Origin of the sequence: Mesorhizobium sp. M0136, assembly GCF_040322515.1 — a bacterium.
GTDB lineage: Bacteria > Pseudomonadota > Alphaproteobacteria > Rhizobiales > Rhizobiaceae > Mesorhizobium.
This window is the reverse complement of the sequence record NZ_JAMYTP010000030.1, coordinates 11823-31149: the sequence shown is the minus strand read 5'-3', so window position 1 is coordinate 31149 and position 19327 is coordinate 11823. Positions and strand designations below refer to the sequence as shown.

The following is a 19327-nucleotide window of genomic DNA, read 5'->3' as shown; positions in this document are numbered from 1 at the left end:
TGAGCGACACATTGAACGAGATTTCGTCGCGCGCAGCGGAATTCTTCTGCCGCATCACAACTGATATGAGACCGTATGGACGTCGTCGTCGTCGAATCGCCGGCCAAGGCGAAGACAATCAACAAGTACCTCGGCAAGAACTACAAGGTTCTGGCTTCGTTCGGCCATGTCCGCGATCTGCCGGCCAAGGATGGCTCGGTGCGTCCGGATGAGGACTTTGCCATGTCCTGGGCCGTCGACACCGCGTCTGGAAAGCGTCTCGCCGATATCGCCAAGGCGGTCAAGGACGCCGACGGGCTGATCCTCGCCACCGATCCGGACCGCGAGGGCGAAGCGATCTCCTGGCATGTCCTGGAAGTGCTGAAGCAAAAGCGCGCGTTGAAGGACAAGCCGGTCAGCCGCGTCGTCTTCAACGCCATTACCAAGGCGTCGGTGCTGGAGGCGATGGCCAATCCGCGCCAGATCGATGCGCCGCTGGTCGATGCCTATCTCGCCCGCCGTGCGCTCGACTATTTGGTCGGCTTCACGCTGTCGCCCGTGCTGTGGCGCAAGCTGCCCGGCGCCCGGTCCGCCGGCCGTGTCCAGTCGGTGGCGCTGCGTCTGGTCTGCGACCGCGAATCCGAGATCGAGCGCTTCGTCCGCGAGGAATACTGGCAGGTCGCCGCCATTCTCGGCACGCCGCGCAAGGAAAATTTCGAGGCGCGGCTGACCACCTTCGAGCGCAAGAAGCTGCAAAAGCTCGACATTTCCAACAAGGTGCAGGCCGACGACATCAAGGCGATGCTCGAAGGCGCCAGCTTCAAGGCGGCGTCGGTCGAAGCCAAGCCGACCAAGCGCAATCCCGGGCCGCCCTTCACCACTTCGACGCTGCAGCAGGCAGCCTCGTCGGGTCTCGGCTTTTCGGCCAACCGCACCATGCAGGTGGCGCAGCGGCTCTATGAGGGCATGGAGATCGGCGGTGAGACCACCGGCCTGATCACCTATATGCGGACCGACGGCGTGCAGATGGCACCGGAGGCGATCTCTGCCGCACGCGATGCGATCACCAAGGAATTCGGTGCCAAATACCTGCCTGAAAAGGCGCGCTACTATTCCGCCAAGGCCAAGAATGCCCAGGAGGCGCACGAAGCGATCCGTCCGACCGATTTCATGCGCACGCCGGCTTCCGTCAGGCAGTATCTCGACGCCGACCAAGCGCGGCTTTACGAGATGATCTGGAAACGCGCCATCGCCAGCCAGATGCAGCCGGCCGAGATAGAGCGCACCACGGTCGAGATCGAGGCCATCAACGGTTCGCGTACCGCCGAGCTTCGTGCTGTCGGCTCCGTTGTTCGTTTCGACGGCTTCCTTGCTGCCTACATCGAGCAAAAGGAAGAAGATTCGGAAGACGAGGAAAGCCGCCGCCTGCCCGAGATCCGTGCCGGCGAGCAGCTCACACGCGAGGCGATCAACGCCACCCAGCACACCACCGAGCCGCCGCCGCGTTATTCGGAAGCTTCGCTGATCAAGAAGCTGGAAGAGCTGGGCATCGGCCGGCCGTCGACTTATACGGCGATCCTGAAGACGCTCGAGGATCGCGATTACGTCGCCATCGACAGGCGCAAGCTGGTGCCACAGGCCAAGGGCCGGCTATTGTCAGCCTTCCTCGAAAGCTTCTTCGAGCGTTATGTCGAGTACGATTTCACCGCATCGCTCGAGGAGAAACTCGATGAAATCTCCGACGGCAAGCTCGCCTGGAAGGACGTGCTGCGCGACTTCTGGAAGGATTTTTCCGGCGCCGTCGCCGACATCAAGGAGCTGCGGGTCACCGACGTCCTCGATGCGTTGAACGAGGAACTGGCGCCGCTGGTGTTTCCCGCGCGCGAAGACGGTTCGAACCCGCGCATCTGTCCGAAATGCGGCACCGGCAACCTGTCGTTGAAGCTCGGCAAGTTCGGCGCCTTCGTCGGCTGTTCGAACTATCCCGAATGCTCCTTTACCCGCCAGCTTGGCGACGCCGCCAATCCCAATGGCGAGAACGGCGGTGGCGAAGACGGCACCAAATTGCTCGGCAAGGACCCCTATACCGCCGAGGAGATCACGCTGCGCAATGGCCGGTTCGGCCCCTATGTCCAGCGCGGCGACGGTAAGGATGCCAAGCGCTCCAGCCTGCCCAAGGGCTGGACTGCCGATTCGATCGATCATGAAAAGGCGCTCGCCTTGTTGTCGCTGCCGCGCGACGTCGGCAAGCATCCGGAATCCGGCAAGATGATTTCGGCAGGGCTGGGGCGCTACGGGCCGTTCGTGCTGCATGACGGCACCTACGCCAATCTCGACAGCATCGAGGACGTGTTCTCGATCGGCCTCAACCGCGCCGTCTCGGTGATCGCCGAGAAGCAATTGAAGGGCAAAGGCGGCCGCAATGGCGGCACAGCCGCTGCGCTCAAGGAACTTGGCGAGCATCCTGCCGGAGGCGGCAAGATCGTCGTGCGCGACGGCAAATACGGGCCTTATGTGAATTTCGGCAAGGTCAATGCGACGCTGCCGAAGGGCAAGGATCCGCAATCGGTGACGATCGACGATGCCGTGGCGCTCATTGCGGAAAAGGAAGCCAAGGGCGGCAATGGCGCCAGGAAGCCCTTCCGCAAAGCGGCCGCGCCTGCCAAGAAACCGGCTGCAGCCAAAAAACCGGCGGCCAGGAAAAAGGGATAGGACGGGTTGGCGCGCAAAGTCTCCGGAAGAAGCCACGGCGATCTGCGCACCGCCGATACCCGCGCCAAGGTCAGGGACAATTACCGGCCGTCACGCGACGAGATACTGCGTTACATCGCCGAAAATCCGGACCGCGCCGGAAAACGCGACATCGCCAAGGCGTTTGCGCTACGCGGCGAAGACCGTATCTGGCTGAAGGACGTCTTGCGCGACCTGCAGGATGAAGGCCTGCTGACCAAGGAGCGCAAGCGGCTCGCCCGTGTCGGCGCCCTGCCCCACGTCGCGGTGCTCGACATCTTCGGCCGTGACGCCGACGGTGTGCTGCTGGCGCACCCGACCGAAGCGATCGGCAATGGCGAACCTCCGGTCATAGCGATCCGCGTGTCGCGCGGCGGCAATGGGCCGACGCCTGGTATCGGTGACCGCGTGCTGGCCAAGACCTTCCCGACCGACGACCCGGCGGGCCCCGCCTATACCGGCCGGGTTGTGAAGATATTCGAGAAGCGCACCGATGCGGTTCTCGGCGTTTTTCGCGTGCTGAAGGACGGCACGTTCCGCATCGAGCCGGTGGAAAGGCGCCAACCGGAGCTGGTCGTCGACAAAGAATTCCAGAACGGCGCCAAGAACGGCGACCTGGTCGAGGTCGAGCCGGCGCGGGCCTCCCGCTACGGGCTGCCGAGAGCCAAGGTTCTGGCGGTGTTGGGCTCGCTGACCAGCGAAAAGGCGGTCTCGATGATCGCCATTCACGCACATGACATTCCGCATATTTTTCCCGCCGACGTCATCGCCGAGGCGGAGGCGGTCAAGCCGGCGACGCTTGCCGGCCGCGAGGATTGGCGCGAGCTGCCGCTGCTCACCATCGATCCGGCCGACGCCAAGGATCATGATGACGCGGTGTTCGCCATGCCCGACACCGACGAGAAGAACGCCGGCGGCGTGGTTGTCACCGTCGCCATTGCCGATGTCGCTGCATACGTGCGCTATGGCACGGCGCTCGATCGCGAAGCGCTGAAGCGCGGCAATTCGGTCTATTTCCCCGACCGCGTCGTGCCGATGCTGCCGGAGCGCATCTCGAACGACCTCTGTTCACTGCGCGAGGGCCAGGATCGCCCGTCGATAGCGGTGCGGATGACTTTCTCGGCCGATGGCCACAAACTCAGACACTCGTTCCATCGCGTCATGATGAAGTCGGCGGCGAAACTCGCCTATCAGCAGGCGCAAGCGGCGATCGACGGCGCACCGGACGACACGACTGGCCCGATCCTCGATTCGGTGCTGAAGCCGCTATGGGACGCCTACGGGATCCTGAAGCGCGGCCGCGACACGCGCCAGCCGCTTGAACTCGATCTGCCCGAGCGCAAGATCCTACTCAAGCAGGACGGCACCGTCGACAAGGTCGTCGTGCCGGAGCGGCTCGACGCGCACAAGCTGATCGAAGAGTTCATGATCCAGGCCAATGTCGCCGCCGCCGAGACACTCGAGGCGAAGCGGCAGGCGCTGGTCTACCGCATCCACGATGCGCCTTCGCTTGCCAAGCAGGAATCGCTGCGTGAATTCCTGCAGACGCTCGGCCTGTCGTTGGCGCGCGGCGCGCAGATGCGGCCGAACCAGTTCAACGGCATCCTCGCTCGTGTGCGCGGCGCCGACAATGAGGGACTGGTCAACGAAGTGGTGCTGCGCTCGCAAAGCCAGGCCGAATATTCGCCTGCCAATATCGGCCATTTCGGCCTCAATCTTAAGCGCTATGCGCATTTCACCTCGCCGATCCGCCGCTATGCCGACCTGATCGTGCATCGCGGGCTGATTGCCGCACTCGGCCTTGGTCCGGGCGGCCTGACGCAGGACGAGGCGGAACGGCTGGAAGAGGTCTCGGCGCTGATTTCGGCGACCGAGCGGCGCGCAATGGCCGCCGAGCGCGACACGGTCGACCGGTTGATCGCCGCCTATCTCGCCGAGCGCATCGACGACCGTTTCGACGCCCGTATCTCGGGCGTCACCAAATCGGGCCTGTTTGTCCAATTGCCGCAGTATGGCGCGGATGGCTTCATTCCGGTTTCAACCCTGGGCGGCGACTACCATATATACGACGAAACTGCTCGATCGCTTTTCGGAGAACGCACCGGCAAGGGCTACCAGCTTGCTGATCGCGTCGAGGTTCGCCTGATCGAGGTGGCGCCGATGGCCGGCGCGATGCGTTTCGAGATGCTGACCGAGCCAAAGCCGCTGCCCGGCTCCAAACGGTCGTTCCACAAGGCCAAAGGCCGCGCCCGGGCGTCGCAATCGCGCCCAGGTTCGCGCGGCAGGAGACGGTAATGCCAACAGAACTGCAGGTGGAAAAACGGGTTTTCGGTGGCGAACATCACTCGGGCCGGACCGCCCGGCCACTATGGACGGCAATGAAGCGCGGCATGCTCGGCCGCTGCCCGCATTGTGGGGAGGGCAAGCTGTTTCGCGCCTTCGTCAAGACCGTCGACAAATGCGATCATTGCGGCGAGGAGCTCCACCATCATCGCGCCGACGACCTGCCGGCCTATCTTGTGGTGGTCATTGTCGGCCACATCGTGCTTGGCGCTTTCATGGGTGTCGAGGCGACCTCGACGCTGTCGACCTGGCAGCACATCGCCATCTGGGTGCCATTGACCATCATTCTCGCCGTCGTCCTGCTGCAGCCAGTCAAGGGCGCTGTCATCGGCTTGCAATGGGCGTTTTACATGCACGGCTTTGGCGGTGACGAAGATCTGATCGAGTCGCATCCCGAGGCTTGAAACCGAGGCTGGCGCAATCGGCATGGCTGGACGCCACTTTCGCATCGGAGAAGATTCCGCTAGGTCGAGCGCATGGACGTTGTGACCAAGGCGGAAGTCGACAAGGTTGAGCGGGTCGCGCTCGACGCCAAGCCTATACGCCCGCGCGACGCCGCGACGCTGGTCCTGCTCGACGGCAAGGGCGACGAGATCCTGGTGCTGATGGGCCGCCGCCACGCCCGTCATGCCTTCATGCCGGGAAAATTCGTGTTTCCGGGCGGCCGCACCGATCCGGCCGACAGCCACATCCCGACAGCCACCGCACTTCATCCCGACGAAGAAGCGAGATTGACCGCTGGCATCGGCCGCACCAGCCCGGCCCGCGCCCGCGCCATTGCCCTGTCGGCAATCCGCGAAACCTATGAGGAGGCCGGCCTGCTGATCGGCCAAAAAGGGGTCTTCGCAACCGCCAAGCGCGACTGGCAGGGCTTTGTCGAGCACGGCGTCATCCCATCACTGCAAGCGCTGCGCTTCGTCGCACGCGCCATCACCCCGCCCAACCGGGTGCGCCGGTTCGATACGCGCTTTCTCGCCGCATGGCGCGACGATGTCGCCGTGGAACTGCCGGATGGCGGTCCGACCAACGAATTGGAGGACGTCGTTTGGCTGCCGCTGGCCAAGGCCAGGCAAGCAGATATCCCAGACATCACGCGCACGGTCCTGGAGGAACTGGAAACCCGGCTCGCCCAGGATCCGCTGCTGAGCCCCGGCGGTCGCGTGCCGTTCTACCGGCTTGTCCGCAATCGCTTCGTCCGCGAAATTCTCTAGAGCAGCCAGGCATTCCATGACAGTCGACATCCAGCCGCAGGGCAAGGAACGCGTACACTGGCTGCCGATGGTCGCGGCGATCTCGTCGATCAGCGTCGTCGGCATTGCCATCGGGCTCGGCATGCCGCTGCTCAGCGTGATCCTTGAAACGCGCGGCCACTCCGCGTCGATGATCGGCCTTAACACCGCGGTCGCCGGCCTCGCCTCGATCGCCGGGGCACCGCTCGCCACTCCGCTTGCCATGCGGTTCGGGGTCGCCTGGACAATGCTTGCCATGATTGCGGCCGGAGCGCTGGCCTTTGTCGGTTTCCATTTCGCGCCAGCTTTCTGGATGTGGTTTCCGCTGCGGGTCCTGCTGCATATCGCGCTGACGGTGCTGTTCATCCTGTCGGAATTCTGGATCAGCACCTCGGCGCCGCCACACCGGCGCGGACTGGTCCTCGGCATCTATGCCACCGTGCTGTCTCTCGGCTTTGCCGCCGGGCCTTGGCTGTTCGCCCACCTTGGCAGCAGCGGTTTCCTCCCTTTCGGCGTCACCATCGCACTGGTTACGCTGGCTGCCATACCGGTTCTGGCGGCACGCAACGAGAGCCCGACGATCGTCTCGGACGGCGAAACCAGCAATTTCCTGCGTTATATCTGGCTGGTGCCGACGGCGACCGCCGCCGTGCTGGTGTTCGGCGCGGTCGAGACCGGCGGCTTTGCGCTGTTCCCCGTCTATGGTAGCCGCATCGGCTACTCAGAGGCGGACGCAGCCCTTTTGCTCACCATGATCGGCCTCGGCAACGTGCTGTTGCAGATCCCGATCGGCATGATCAGCGACCGCGTCAGCGACCGCCGCTATTTGCTGATGGCTTGTGCCACCGTCGGGCTTGCCGGCACAATCTTCATGCCGTTCTTCGCGCAGAACTGGCATATGATGGCAGCGCTTCTGTTCGTCTGGGGCGGTGTGGTCGCTGCCATGTACACAATCGGCCTGGCGCATCTCGGCTCGCAGCTTTCCGGCCATGAATTGGCCTCCGCCAACGCCGCCTTCGTGCTCTGCTACGGCGTCGGCATGGTGCTTGGCCCGCAGGCAATCGGCATCGGCATGGACGCTTTCGGGCCGTCGGGCTTCGGTTGGGCGCTCGGCCTGTTCTTCGCCTGCTATATCGTGCTGGTCGGCACCAGGCTGCTCCGCAAAATCCTCTGAGTCGGTCCAGCTTCCGACATCGCTCCCACTGCTGACCAACTACTGACATAACCATGTCAGGAGAGCTCGAGTATATGCTCCCCCAAAGTGTATAAGTAGGGAGACCTCGGATGATCGATAGTGGCTTTGAAACGAAATCGCTGCGGATGGAATTGCTGCTGCTGGTGACCTTTCAGGCACCGGCAGCTGATGTCGATCGCATCATGGAAGCGGTGGTCGCGATCGCGCCGCTCAGAATGGGCAAATATGACAGCAATGCCTTTCAGTCGGCGGACGGCATCGAACGCTACCGGCCGCTTGAAGGTGCCGCCGCCGGCGCCGAGACGGAATTGCGCAGGCGGCCTGGGACTGTCGAGGTGTCGTTCGAACTGCCCGATGATCAGAAGCTCGCCGCTCGCGTCGTCGAAGCGATTTACCAGGTTCACAGCTATCAGGAGCCGGTGATCCGCATTCAGCCACTGCTTGCCAGCCGCTCCAAGGGTCTCGACGACCGCGCCAACCCGAACCGCTGGTGGAACACGACGGGCGATTGGAAGAAGGTGTTGCCAGTCACGGAAGACGCATGAGCCTGGACAAGGGTTGACTTTCCGGGCGCGTTCTTTATGTGTCGCGGCAAGTTTCCCGCGTCCGGGTGTTTCCCGTGCTCCAGCGGCCAAAACTCCACGAACATTAACGGACGAACATCATGGCCAAAGCCGCAAACATCAAGATCAAGCTTCTGTCGACCGCCGACACCGGTTTCTTCTACGTGACCAGCAAGAACAGCCGCACCAAGACGGACAAGCTGTCGTTCCGCAAATACGACCCGGTCGCCAAGAAGCACGTCGAATTCAAGGAAACCAAGATTAAGTAATCGGGTTTCTCTCGCAGTACTGAAACGCCGCCTTCCGGGCGGCGTTTTTCGTTTCGGGAATTCAGGACTACAGCATTTTGCAGCCAAATGGAATCATTTGGCGTCCGCATAAATGCGGCAAAACAGATAGTTAGAGCGAGTTACCGGTTCCAAGAGAACCGGAACCGCTCTAGTCGATGCGATCGCCGCTTGCCGGATCGAACAGATGCAGCGACGCCGGATCAGCCGACAGGCGCACACCCTCACCCGGTTTCACGCTGGCCCGGCCCATGGCAAACACGCAGACCTGCTGGCCGGCAAGCCTGGTATAGAACTGGGTCGACAAGCCGAGCGGCTCCACCACGCCCACCTCGCCTTTCAGCGCGCCATTGTCGGCGAGCCGGATATGCTCGGGCCGCAAGCCTACGGTGATCGCATCGCCATCCCTGAGCGGCAGGCCGTCGGGCAGCCTCAGCTTCTGGCCGTCGGCCAGGATGGCATCCGGCCCGGCGCCCTTTTCAACCACGGCAGGCAGAAAATTCATGCCGGGCGAGCCGATGAACCCGGCGACGAACATGTTGACCGGCCGGTCGTACAGATCGAGCGGCGCGCCGACCTGCTGGACTAGGCCGTCATGCATGACGACGATACGGTCGGCCATTGTCATCGCTTCGGTCTGGTCATGGGTGACATAGACCGAAGTGGTCTTCAATTGCTGGTGCAGCGCCTTTATCTCGGCACGCATGTGGACGCGCAGCTTGGCGTCGAGGTTCGAAAGCGGCTCGTCGAAGAGAAAAACCTTCGGGTCGCGCACGATGGCCCGCCCCATGGCGACGCGCTGGCGCTGGCCGCCGGACAATTGCCGCGGTAGGCGTTGCAGAAGGGCATCGAGCCCGAGCCGCTTGGCGGCGGCGTCCACCCTTGCTTCGATAGCTGGCTTGCCGGCCTTCCTCAACATCAGGCTGAAGCCCATGTTCTTCGACACGTCCATATGCGGATAGAGCGCGTATGACTGAAACACCATGGCGATGTCGCGGTCCTTTGGCGCGATGTCGTTAACCAGGCGCTCGCCAATATGGATCTCGCCGTCGGAGACCTCCTCCAGCCCGGCGATCATGCGCAGCAGGGTCGATTTCCCGCAGCCGGACGGGCCGACCAGGACCACGAACTCGCCGTCGGCGATTTCGAGATCGACCGCGTGCAGGACGCGCACGGCTCCATAGTCTTTGCGGACTTTGTCGAGTGTGACGGAGGCCATCGATTTATCCCTTGATGGCGCCGGCGGTAAGGCCGGTGACGAGGTAACGCTGCAGGAAGGCAAAGAAGACGCAGACGGGGATCAGCGCCAGGATGGAAGCCGCCATCATTTGTCCCCAGTCGACCGCGAATTTGCCGATATAGGTGAGCAAGCCGACCGCGAAAGTCTTCTGGTCGTCGCTGGAAATCAGCATCAGCGCAAACAGCAACTCGCTCCACGCGGCGGTAAAGACGAAACCAAGCGTCGCCCCCATGCCGGGCAGCGTCAGCGGCACGATCACCTTGCGCATCGCCTGCAGGCGCGTGCAGCCGTCGATCATCGCTGCCTCTTCCAGGTCTCGCGGGATGCCGTCGAAGAACGACTGCATCAGGAAGGTTGCAAAGGCTGTATTGAAGGCGGTGTAGATGATGACGAGGCCGGTCAGGCTGTTGATGAGACCGATCTGCCCCATGATGCGGTAGATCGGCGGAATGACCATGACCAGCGGAAAAGTCTGGGTGAGCAAAAGCAGGATAGCCAGGGTCGCCTTGCCGCGGAACGAAAAACGCGACATGGCGTAGCCGGCAAGCGTGGCAATGACCGTTACGAAGGCGGCCGTCGACACCGAAACGATAACGCTGTTTAGGAAATAGCGCGGAAAATCGGTGGCTTCGAGCACGGTGACGAAGTTCTGCAGCGTCGTTTGCGACGGCCAGAAAGTGATGCCTTCGGAATAGAGCAGCCGCTCCGGCGTGACCGAGATCTTCAACGTCCAGAAGATCGGGAACAGCGCGAAGGCCATGTAGGCTCCGATCGCGCCGTAAAGGCCGATGCCGCCGAGAACGCGCGAGGAGACGGAGCGTCCGGCAATCATCAGACGTGCCTTACCAGCGAACGGCGGATGCCGATCAGCGCAACCGCATAGACGATGAGCAGCACAAGCAGCAGCACCGCCACAGCGGAGGCATAGCCCTTGTCCAGCGACTTGAACGCGCTGACGTAGATATAGACCGGCACCGTGGCCGTCGAACCGGCAGGCCCGCCTTCAGTCATGACGAAGATCAGGTCGGCGAAGGTGGCGATCCATATCGTGCGCAGCATGACGGTAATGACGATGGTTGGCGCCAGGAATGGCAGCGTCACCTTGGTAAAGCGTTGCCACGGCGAGGCGCCGTCGATGGCCGCCGCCTCATGCAGTTCTGACGGGATCGACTTCAACGCCGCCAAAAGCGTGATGGCAAAAAAGGGAATGCCGAACCAGACATTGGCGACGATCGGTCCCCACATGGCTGTCGAGGGATCGGAGAGCACGTTGGTTGGCTCGGTCTTCAGCCCCGAGGCGTAGAGCCAATGCGGCAGCGGCCCGATGATCGGGTTGAACAGCCAGGCCCAGGTCAGGCCCGAGAGGAAGGACGGCACCGCCCAGGGCAGGAACACCACCGCCTGCACGATCTTTCTGCCCCGGAAAGGCGTGTCTAGCAGCAGCGCCAGGCCAAGGCCGAGGAAGAACTGGAAGAACAGGCTGGCTGCCGTCCACCACAGCGTGTTGACGAGCGCCTGCCCGAGCACGGGATCCGACAGCATCGCCTGATACTGCCCAAGTCCGACATATTCGGATTTGAAAGCGGAGAATTTGCGGAACGAGTAACCGATACCGATAACCAGCGGCACCAGCAGCACGACGACCAGCAGCACGATCGCCGGGCTGAGATAGAGCCAGGGCTCGATTGCGGCATGGGATAGCCGCTTTTTTCGCGGCCTGCCGACGGATCGTATTTCGGACACGGCGTAGGTCATGGGTGCTGGATCGTCTCCTGGGGCAAGCATGGGCTGGCGACAGCGCCTCTCCCGTTTACGGGGAGATGCCGGTCCACCCTCCGCCGCTGCAGCGCAGCTGCTGCGGAGGACGGGCAGGCAGATGAGAGGCAACACGAGCCACGACGGGTTGGCGCCGCCCCTCATCTGTCACTTTTTGACACCTTCTCCGCGTGAACGGGGAGAAGGGAGGAAAGCTATTTCTTGTTCTTGGCCATCCAGTCCTGCTGTTCCTTGGTCAGGAACTTGGCCCATTCGTCGGCCACGTCCTTTGCCGCCTTCTGACCAAGCAGCACTTCCTGAAAATTCTTGATCGCCACCTGGTCGACGAAATTGCCGAGATTTTCCAGATGCGTCGGAGGCGTCACCATCTCGTATTTGTCGCCGTTGTTCAGTTCCTCGAACCAGCCTTTGAACTGCTCGGTCCTGAAGTGAGCGTCCTGGTCGGCGCCGTTGTGGATTGGAATGACGCCGACTTCCTTTGCCCATTCCAGATTGTCCTTGGGCGACAAAAGCGTTGCCATCAGCTTCCAGGCATCGTCCTTGTGCTGGGAATTGGCGAACATCGCCCAGCCGGCATAACCGAGCGTCGGATAGGATTTGCCGCTCGGCCCGACTGGCATCGGCGCCACGGCGAAGTCGTCGGCGCTCATCTTGTCGGCGATGCCGAGCAGCGCGTCGGGATCCTGGTTCAGCATGGCGCAGGTGCCGCTATAGAACCCGGTGACGGTCTCGTTGAAACCCCAGCTCACCGCGTCTTTCGGCGCCAGGCCGTTCTTGTACATGTCGGCGAGCATCTGCAGGCCCTTGACCGACCCTTCCTCGTTGATGGTCGAGGTGCCGTCCTCGTTGAAATAGCCGCCCTTGCCCGCGGCAATGTTCATGAACATGTGCATGCCGTTGAAGGCGCCAGGGCCGCCGCGCAGGCAGTAGCCGTATTTGCCCGGTATTGCCGAGATTTTTTTGGAGTCCTCGACGAATTCATCGAGCGTTGCCGGCGGACCGTCCAGACCGGCCTCCTTGAACAGCTTCTTGTTCCAGAACAGCGCGTTCAGGTAATAGCCGTAAGGGATCATGTACTGCTTGTTGTCGACCGTCGAGCCGAACTGCTTGGCACGCTCGCCCAGCGTTTTGGCATCGTCCCATTTGGCCATATATGGCCCGAGATCCTCGAGCTGGCCGTTGGTCGCATAGAGGCCCATCCAGCGTTCCGGCATCTCGACGATGTCGGGCGTGTCGCCGGCCTGCACCATGGTAAGGAACTTCTCGAACGCCTGGCCCCAGGGCAGCGATACCAGCTCGACCTTGACACCCGGATTGGCCGCCTCGAACTCGGCGATCTGTTTCTTGAGGAATTCGGTACGCGGCGGGCTGGTGATGACCTCGACCATCTTGACCGTGGAATCGGCCAGCACGCTGCCGGCGGAAATCGCCAGACCTGCGACGGCACCAAGAAGGATGCTCAGTTTTTTCATGTTCAGCACTCCCATTTTGAACGGCTCCATTTATCTTTTTGCTTTGTCGAACGCCTGGGCAACGTCAGCCCACAGGCCTTCGACACTTTCCAATCCGACACTGAACCGGATGGTTCGCGGGCTGACGCCGAAGCGCGCCATCGAATTCAGGCCCGGCGTCTGCTCGAGCGAGGCCTTTGCTGGAACGACCAGGCTCTCATGGCCGCCCCAGCTGACGCCGATGCGAAAGAGTTTCAGCGCATCGACGAAAGCCGGGATGTCGACGTCTTCCGTCACCTCGAATGAGAACAGCCCGGCATAGCCGGCAAGCGTCGCCTTGCCCGGATGGTTGGAATAGGCCGGGTGGTTGACGCGCTCGACATGGCCATGCGCTTTCAGCCGTTCGGCGATGGTCAGCCCGCTCTTCATGTGATGCGGCAACCGCAGCGGCAATGTGCGCAGCCCGCGCAGCAACAGCCAGGCCTCGAAAGGCGAAAGTTTGCCGCCGAGGTAGGAATAGGTCTGCTCGTTGATATGTCGGATATGGGCAGCCGAACCGGCCACCACACCGGCGACGGTATCGCTGTGGCCGCCGAGGTATTTCGAGGCCGAATGCAGCACCAGGTCGACCCCGTGCGAAATCGGCTTCTGGAACACCGGCGTCGCCCAGGAATTGTCGATCGTGGTGACGATGCCCTGCTCTTTGGCCAGCCGCGCCAGGTGGGTTATGTCCTGGAGCTCGAACATCATCGACGTCGGGCTTTCCAGGTAGAGCAGCTTGGCGCCGGGGAGTGCCGCGGCGACCGCGTCCGGATCGGAACCGTCGACATAGTCGACCTTGATGTTGAGCCGTGGCAAAAGCCGTTCGAACAGCCGGTAGGCATCGCCGTAGCAATTGCGCACGACAACCATGCGCTCGCCGGCACCGACGAAAGCAAGCACCGTGGCGCTGATCGCCGCCATGCCGCTGGAAAAGCCGCGCGCGGCCTCCGCGCCTTCGAGAGCGGCGACACGCGCCTCGAACTCCATGACCGTCGGGTTGTCGCCGCGCGAATAGATCGGCTGGCGTCGCCTGCCGGCGAATGTATCGGCCATCTCCGAATAATTGGAGAAGGTGAAGAGCGAAGTCTGGTAGATCGGCGGCACCACGGCACCGCCGGGGAAAGGTTCGTCATGGGCGAGAAGCGTCGCTGCCTCGGCGAGATAGTCGTTTTCGAAACCGGCGGGATGATCGCTCATTTCTGGCCTGAAAGTTCGAGTTTGGCCGCGCCGCGCTTCAGATCGTCCTCGACGGTGGCGATCAGCTTGAGCGCCTCGGCCCGGGCCCCCTCCGGATCGTGCGCGGCAATGCGTTCGTAGATGGTGCGGTGGTAAGGAAAGCTGGCGTGGCCGAAATCACGCACGCCGAGCGGATGCTCCCAGAAACGGTGGAACAGTTCGTGCATGGCGGCGATGATCTGCTCGAAGAGCGGATTGCCGGAACTGCGGTAGATCGACTGGTGGAATTCCCAGTCCTCCTCCGCCGACATCCCTGCGCGGGTGTGGAAGGCCTGCTCCATAATGTCGAGCTTGCGCGCGATCTCGGCGATCTCGGCCTGGTCCGCGCGAATGGCGCACAGGGCAGCGGCTTCCGCTTCCAGTGCCCGGCGGATTTCCAGCGTCTGCATCAGGCTGGTGAAATCATTGCCGCCGGCCAGCGTCAGCGGCATGTGCAGCATGTCCAGCGAGACCACTCCCTTGAGATAGGTGCCGCTGCCTTGCCGCCGTTCGACCAGGCCGAGCCCTTCCCAGCGCGTCAGCGCCTCGCGCACGGTGTTGCGGCTCACCTTGAGGCGCTCGGCCAGGATGCGTTCGGTCGGCAGTCTCTGGCCGGGCCCGAGAGCTTCCCGCATTACAAAGCCGGCCAGCGCCTTGAGCACCGCGTCGTCGCGAGCAGTTGCCTGTATGGGGGAAAGGCCGAATTCGGTCATGCCAACGGGTCACCAAATGGCTCAATGGTCCAACCAATTTCTGCATAGAAGACAGGCCCTGTCAACCGACTGCGGGCGCATACGCTCTGCCCAGCCGGCTATTCCAAAGGGCGCTGTCGCTGCCGCAACAAAACCAAAGCGTTTTCCGGGTCTTGGCGCAGAATCCTGATGTGTTTTGAAATTGGGGGCCGGCCGGCGTTTGGCAGCGGTACGAGGAGGCCACTATGTGCCAGCGCCGGCCAGCCGACCCCACGGACCCAGGAGATGCGGCGGACCTGAGCATCATGGGGTATTCTTTGGGTCGAACCGGCGATCTAGACCTCGTGCCGGTTACGTCTAAGGGCTGCACATTTGCGCAACAACTTATGAAAATCAACAGTTTCTTAACCAAGCCTCGCAACTCGCTTGGATTAAGGTAAATTCGTAACCTTGTCGGGTTGACTGGCTAATTCGTCTATGGTGCTACGCCGCCTTGGCGACGACGCGATTGCGGCCGCCGCTCTTGGCCTCATAGAGCGCGAGGTCGGCTCGTTTCATCAGCGCCGCGACCGTGTCCACGCCTTTCAGCACCGACGACACGCCGACGCTGACGGTGACTTCGATCGCTTTGCCCTCGCTGCCAACGGCAAACGGCAGTTGGGCGATTTCGGCGCGAATGCGCTCGGCGACCTTTTCGGCTACCGCGCCGTCCGTGTCCGGCATCACCACCACGAACTCCTCGCCACCGAAGCGGCAGGCTAGATCGATGCCGCGCACATTCTTGCGCAGCCGCCGCGCGAATTCGCGCAGCACGTCGTCGCCGCCGTCATGGCCATGCGCGTCGTTAATGCTCTTGAAGCGATCCAGATCGGTGATCATCACCGACAGCGGCCGGCGCCGTGCCACGGCGCGGTCGAACAGCGTCTGCAGATGGCTGTCGAGATAGCGGCGGTTGTGCAGGCCGGTCAGGGCATCGGTCACCGCCATCTCGATGGTCTGGGTGACGCTGGCGCGAAGCTGGTCGTTGTAGCGCTTGCGGCGAACCTGCGTACGCAGCCGCGCCGTCAGCTCCTGCTGGTCGATCGGCCGCATCAGATAATCGTTGATGCCGAGTTCGAGGCCGCGGATGATACGCCCCTCCTCGCCCTCGTCCGCCAGAAGGATGATCGGCAGGAAACGGGTGCGATCAAGCGAGCGCAATTGCGAGCAGAGCCTCAGCGGGTCGAAATCGGCGAAGGCCGTCGAGATCATCACGCATTCGTAGGGCAGCTCGGCGGCCTGGAAGAAGCCGGCATGCGGATCGTTGGCGACGTCGAGAGCGGCACTGCCGCGCAGCATCTTCTGGATGCGCTCGAACGAGGATTTGCGCTCGTCGACCAGCAGCACCTTCGGCACCGCGTCATCGGTAGCGAAGTTGCGGCTCAAAAGCTCCTCGATGCCGATATTGCGTGTCGTCGAGGCGCGCAGCCGCAGCTCATCGGTCAGCGACTTCAGCCTGACCAGGCTCTTGACGCGCGTCATCAACTGCAGATCGTTGACCGGCTTGGTCAAAAAATCGTCGGCGCCGGCCTCGAGGCCGCGCACCCGGTCCGAAACCTGGTCGAGCGCGGTGATCATCACGACCGGGATGTGCGATGTCGCCGGGTCGCCCTTCAGCCGCCGGCAGACCTCGAACCCGTCCATGTCGGGCATCATCACGTCGAGCAGCACGACATCGACCTTGCCGTTCTCGCAGATCTCGATCGCATCCGGCCCGTTGGTGGCGGTCAGAACCTCGAAATATTCGGCGAGCAGCCGGACCTCCAGCAGCCTGACATTGGCTGGGATGTCGTCGACGACGAGGATCCGCGCGGTCATTTCACAAAGCTCCGGCTCGGCTGGAAAAATACATCAGGCATCGCCCAGGTAGGATTTGATGGTTTCAATGAAACGCGGCACCGAGATCGGTTTGGAGATATAGGCTTCGCAGCCCCCCTGGCGGATGCGTTCCTCATCGCCCTTCATGGCGAAGGCGGTGACCGCAATGACCGGGATGACGTGGAGATCATCGTCCTCCTTCAGCCATTTGGTGACCTCGAGGCCCGACACTTCCGGCAGCTGGATGTCCATCAGGATGAGGTCCGGCCTGTGCTGCCGCGCCAGATCCAGCGCTTCCAGGCCGTTGCGTGTGCGCACCGTCTCGTAGCCGCTCGCTTCGATGAGGTCGCGAAAGAGCTTCATGTTGAGCTCGTTGTCTTCGACGATCATAACCTTCTTTGGCATCGATTTCCCGTCCCGGCTGGCCTTCCACTCGAAGGGTGCCGTCATGCGCCCCTTTGTCGGCACGCACCAAACCTGTTCCCACTATACGGCAATATGATTGACGAAACGGAAACCGGCCGCCCTAAAAGCTTTCGGATTCCAGGTCGGCGAGCTTGCTGCCGGCGACACTTGCCACTACTGCGAAAACAGAACGATTCCGCCCACGAAGGAAGGTAGCGATGGCAAACGCAGCGTCAATGCGCGAGGAAGCGGAAACGATTGCCGTAAAGGCGCTGGGCTTCGTCGCCGCCGATCCGGAACTTCTCCCCCGCTTCCTGGCGATCACCGGCATCGAAGCCCATTCCATCCGCCAGGCGGCGGGTGAGCCGGGATTCCTGGCCGGCGTGCTGCAGTTCATCCTTGCCCACGAGCCGACGCTGATGCGTTTTTCCGAGGAGACCGGAACGCCGCCCGCCGCAATCGGTAAGGCATTGCGGGCGTTGCCGCTCGGCGACGACAATCATGAGCGTTCGATATAAGGGACGATCCCGAGACAGATCGCCGCGCCGAAAATCGTGAGTGCACTCGGGCTTTGACGCCAGCCGCGTGGAGAGCAATTCCAGGAAAGCGTGAAACGGTTTTCCGTCTGGAATTGCGCAAAAACAAAGACATGGAGCGGATCGGCGTTTTCGTGAAACGATGAACCGCTCCAACCTCGGCATTTAGGGTTTCAACTTCGCCCCTGCCCCGCCATCGTCATTCTCGCCCGAGCCATGATCCGGAACGGTAACATCGCTTGGGTCCATCATGGGGTTGTCCTGAACGGCATCGGCCGGCTTCAGCATGGCGCCGTTGACCGTGACCGAGCCGTCTGCCTTGCCGTTGATGATCCATTCCAGTCGACCATCCGGCAGTGCCTTGCCGAACCCTTTGACGGCGAGTGCGAACGGAAAATACTGTGCCGCTTCCGGTTCGGTCTTAGCCGCCGTCTGCAGGGCCTCCACGATCTTGTCGTAGCCCGCGACATCGATGGTCATGCTCGTCTCGGGCTTCTTGCCGGGGAACGTCATTTCACCTTCCATCGCAATCTCGATGTTGCCGTTCTTGATCGTGCTGTGTCCGAGAATGGCCTTTGGCGTCTTGGCCAGGAAATCGGCGAAGATCTGCTTGCCGAAATCTGCCGGCAGCGGTGGATCCTTGCTGAAATCAAGGGTTTCGATGGTTTTCTTCGCCATGCTGTCCAGATCGATGTTGGTGCCGCCGAAGTTGAGGTCGATATCCGTCGGCAGCAACGCAACGCTCCAGCTGGGCAGCACCTGCTGTGGCATTGTCAGGCCGGAAATCTTGAACGCGTAGTTGATCTTGCCGTCCTTGGCGATGCCGTCCATGCCGACGGCGGTCTTCAGTTGCGTCGCACCCAACTTGCCTACCGGGCTCTCCACCACAAAGTCATTGAAGCCGTAGGTGCCGTCGATCCGCTCCCACAATGGCAGTGCTGCCGTCAGAAGCGATTTGAACTCCGCCTCATCCGCCTTGAATTTGGCTGCATCATCAGTCGCCACGATGAAAGCAAGCAGGTCGAGCAGCGGCTTTGTCCGCAAACCCTTGCCGGTCGCGTCCACGGAAAGTTGAGGCGCTTTTACAGCAGCCGGAAAACTCAACCCATTTTTGGGATCGTTGACTTTGATCGTTTCGGCGAAGTTCGTTATTTTTTCCGTCACCGTGAAATCGATGCCGCCATTTGCGGATTTGGTCGAAACTATTGCGGCAGTGCCAGCACCGACCGTGACATCCGCCTGCTGCTTGGGCTCTCGGGTGGTCATCGTCATCCCAGCCATCGAACCGGTTGCGCTCGCGAAAGCGGCCAGGTCAGGGTCATAAACTCCGGTGAACTTGTTGTCTGACACGGAGAAGTCGATGTGCTGCGCCCCCTCAGGGCCAACGAAATCGATAGACCCCTTCGGGGACACGTCCGCCGAAACGTCCCAGTGTCCATCCTTGCGTGGCTTGACCAAGATGAAGTAAGGCGTGACGTCGAACTTGAAGGCCTGCTGCTTTGCCATCAAATCCGTGACCGGCTTGAAGTCGAAAGCGAGCTTGTAGGCATCGCCGTCGACTGAAATTTTCACGAACCCGATGTCGAACGGCTTCTTGCCGATATAGTGCGCCAGGTCGTCGGAAAGCTGCTTTGCGCCTTGCCTGTCGACCGCTTGGCCGAAGGCGGGTGCGCTGAGCGCGAGCACAAAGACGACTGGCAGGACACGGTTCACGCTCATTCTCCGTTGGGCCATTGGAATTATCTGCACTTTCTCATTTCGTAGGAAATTACCACCCCAACCGCAAG

17 protein-coding genes are annotated in these 19327 nt (G+C 62.0%); 8 read left to right on the top strand and 9 right to left on the bottom strand.

The window, feature by feature from the left end; genetic code table 11:
• The first annotated feature begins 75 nt into the window (after positions 1 to 75).
• From topA to rpmG, 7 genes are all read left to right on the top strand, one after another.
• Positions 76 to 2691 carry a type I DNA topoisomerase gene (topA, locus tag NKJ35_RS27065; protein WP_352479024.1) on the top strand — a complete coding sequence of 872 codons (2616 nt, stop codon included), beginning with the start codon at positions 76 to 78 and terminating at the stop codon, positions 2689 to 2691.
• 6 nt (positions 2692 to 2697) lie between these two features.
• Positions 2698 to 5004 (top strand): ribonuclease R, encoded by a 2307-nt coding sequence (gene rnr / locus NKJ35_RS27060; RefSeq protein WP_502904676.1) that lies wholly within the window; start codon positions 2698 to 2700, stop codon positions 5002 to 5004.
• On the top strand, positions 5004 to 5456 hold the full coding sequence (locus NKJ35_RS27055; protein WP_352650487.1) for a DUF983 domain-containing protein: 453 nt from the start codon (positions 5004 to 5006) through the stop codon (positions 5454 to 5456). Before rnr ends, NKJ35_RS27055 begins: the two co-directional genes overlap by 1 nt.
• Before the next feature lie 72 nt (positions 5457 to 5528).
• Positions 5529 to 6263: an NUDIX hydrolase gene (locus NKJ35_RS27050; RefSeq protein WP_352650486.1), complete on the top strand. Its 735-nt coding sequence runs from the start codon at positions 5529 to 5531 to the stop codon at positions 6261 to 6263.
• Between the two features lie 16 nt (positions 6264 to 6279).
• On the top strand, positions 6280 to 7455 hold the full coding sequence (locus NKJ35_RS27045) for an MFS transporter (protein WP_352508826.1): 1176 nt from the start codon (positions 6280 to 6282) through the stop codon (positions 7453 to 7455).
• Positions 7456 to 7565: 110 nt separating this feature from the next.
• Positions 7566 to 8021, top strand: a complete 456-nt coding sequence (locus tag NKJ35_RS27040; RefSeq protein WP_352650484.1) for a YqfO family protein — start codon at positions 7566 to 7568, stop codon at positions 8019 to 8021.
• Positions 8022 to 8140: 119 nt separating this feature from the next.
• Complete coding sequence (gene rpmG, locus NKJ35_RS27035; protein ID WP_006201775.1) at positions 8141 to 8308, top strand: 50S ribosomal protein L33; 168 nt, start codon at positions 8141 to 8143, stop codon at positions 8306 to 8308.
• Between the two features lie 169 nt (positions 8309 to 8477).
• Here rpmG and NKJ35_RS27030 read toward each other — a convergent pair whose 3' ends face one another.
• From NKJ35_RS27030 to NKJ35_RS26995, 8 genes are all read right to left on the bottom strand, one after another.
• Positions 8478 to 9545: an ABC transporter ATP-binding protein gene (locus NKJ35_RS27030; protein WP_352650482.1), complete on the bottom strand. Its 1068-nt coding sequence runs from the start codon at positions 9543 to 9545 to the stop codon at positions 8478 to 8480.
• Positions 9546 to 9549: 4 nt separating this feature from the next.
• Positions 9550 to 10398: a carbohydrate ABC transporter permease gene (locus NKJ35_RS27025; protein ID WP_352650479.1), complete on the bottom strand. Its 849-nt coding sequence runs from the start codon at positions 10396 to 10398 to the stop codon at positions 9550 to 9552.
• Positions 10398 to 11321, bottom strand: coding sequence for a carbohydrate ABC transporter permease (locus NKJ35_RS27020; RefSeq protein ID WP_254820141.1), 924 nt, complete (start codon positions 11319 to 11321; stop codon positions 10398 to 10400). The genes NKJ35_RS27025 and NKJ35_RS27020 overlap by 1 nt, the downstream gene beginning before the upstream one ends.
• Before the next feature lie 215 nt (positions 11322 to 11536).
• Positions 11537 to 12814 carry an ABC transporter substrate-binding protein gene (locus NKJ35_RS27015; RefSeq protein ID WP_254820140.1) on the bottom strand — a complete coding sequence of 426 codons (1278 nt, stop codon included), beginning with the start codon at positions 12812 to 12814 and terminating at the stop codon, positions 11537 to 11539.
• Between the two features lie 30 nt (positions 12815 to 12844).
• Positions 12845 to 14032 carry a PLP-dependent transferase gene (locus NKJ35_RS27010; protein ID WP_254820139.1) on the bottom strand — a complete coding sequence of 396 codons (1188 nt, stop codon included), beginning with the start codon at positions 14030 to 14032 and terminating at the stop codon, positions 12845 to 12847.
• Positions 14029 to 14763, bottom strand: a complete 735-nt coding sequence (locus tag NKJ35_RS27005) for a FadR/GntR family transcriptional regulator (RefSeq protein ID WP_254820138.1) — start codon at positions 14761 to 14763, stop codon at positions 14029 to 14031. Before NKJ35_RS27005 ends, NKJ35_RS27010 begins: the two co-directional genes overlap by 4 nt.
• Before the next feature lie 462 nt (positions 14764 to 15225).
• Positions 15226 to 16599: a PleD family two-component system response regulator gene (locus NKJ35_RS27000; protein ID WP_352650476.1), complete on the bottom strand. Its 1374-nt coding sequence runs from the start codon at positions 16597 to 16599 to the stop codon at positions 15226 to 15228.
• Positions 16600 to 16632: 33 nt separating this feature from the next.
• Positions 16633 to 17049, bottom strand: coding sequence for a response regulator (locus tag NKJ35_RS26995; protein WP_348625950.1), 417 nt, complete (start codon positions 17047 to 17049; stop codon positions 16633 to 16635).
• Positions 17050 to 17222: 173 nt separating this feature from the next.
• Here NKJ35_RS26995 and NKJ35_RS26990 point away from each other — a divergent pair, with 173 nt between their 5' ends.
• Positions 17223 to 17522: a DUF3572 domain-containing protein gene (locus NKJ35_RS26990; protein WP_254820136.1), complete on the top strand. Its 300-nt coding sequence runs from the start codon at positions 17223 to 17225 to the stop codon at positions 17520 to 17522.
• 183 nt (positions 17523 to 17705) lie between these two features.
• On the opposite strand, the gene NKJ35_RS26985 is transcribed toward NKJ35_RS26990, so the two are convergent.
• Positions 17706 to 19259 (bottom strand): hypothetical protein, encoded by a 1554-nt coding sequence (locus NKJ35_RS26985; RefSeq protein ID WP_352650474.1) that lies wholly within the window; start codon positions 19257 to 19259, stop codon positions 17706 to 17708.
• Between the last annotated feature and the right edge of the window lie 68 nt (positions 19260 to 19327).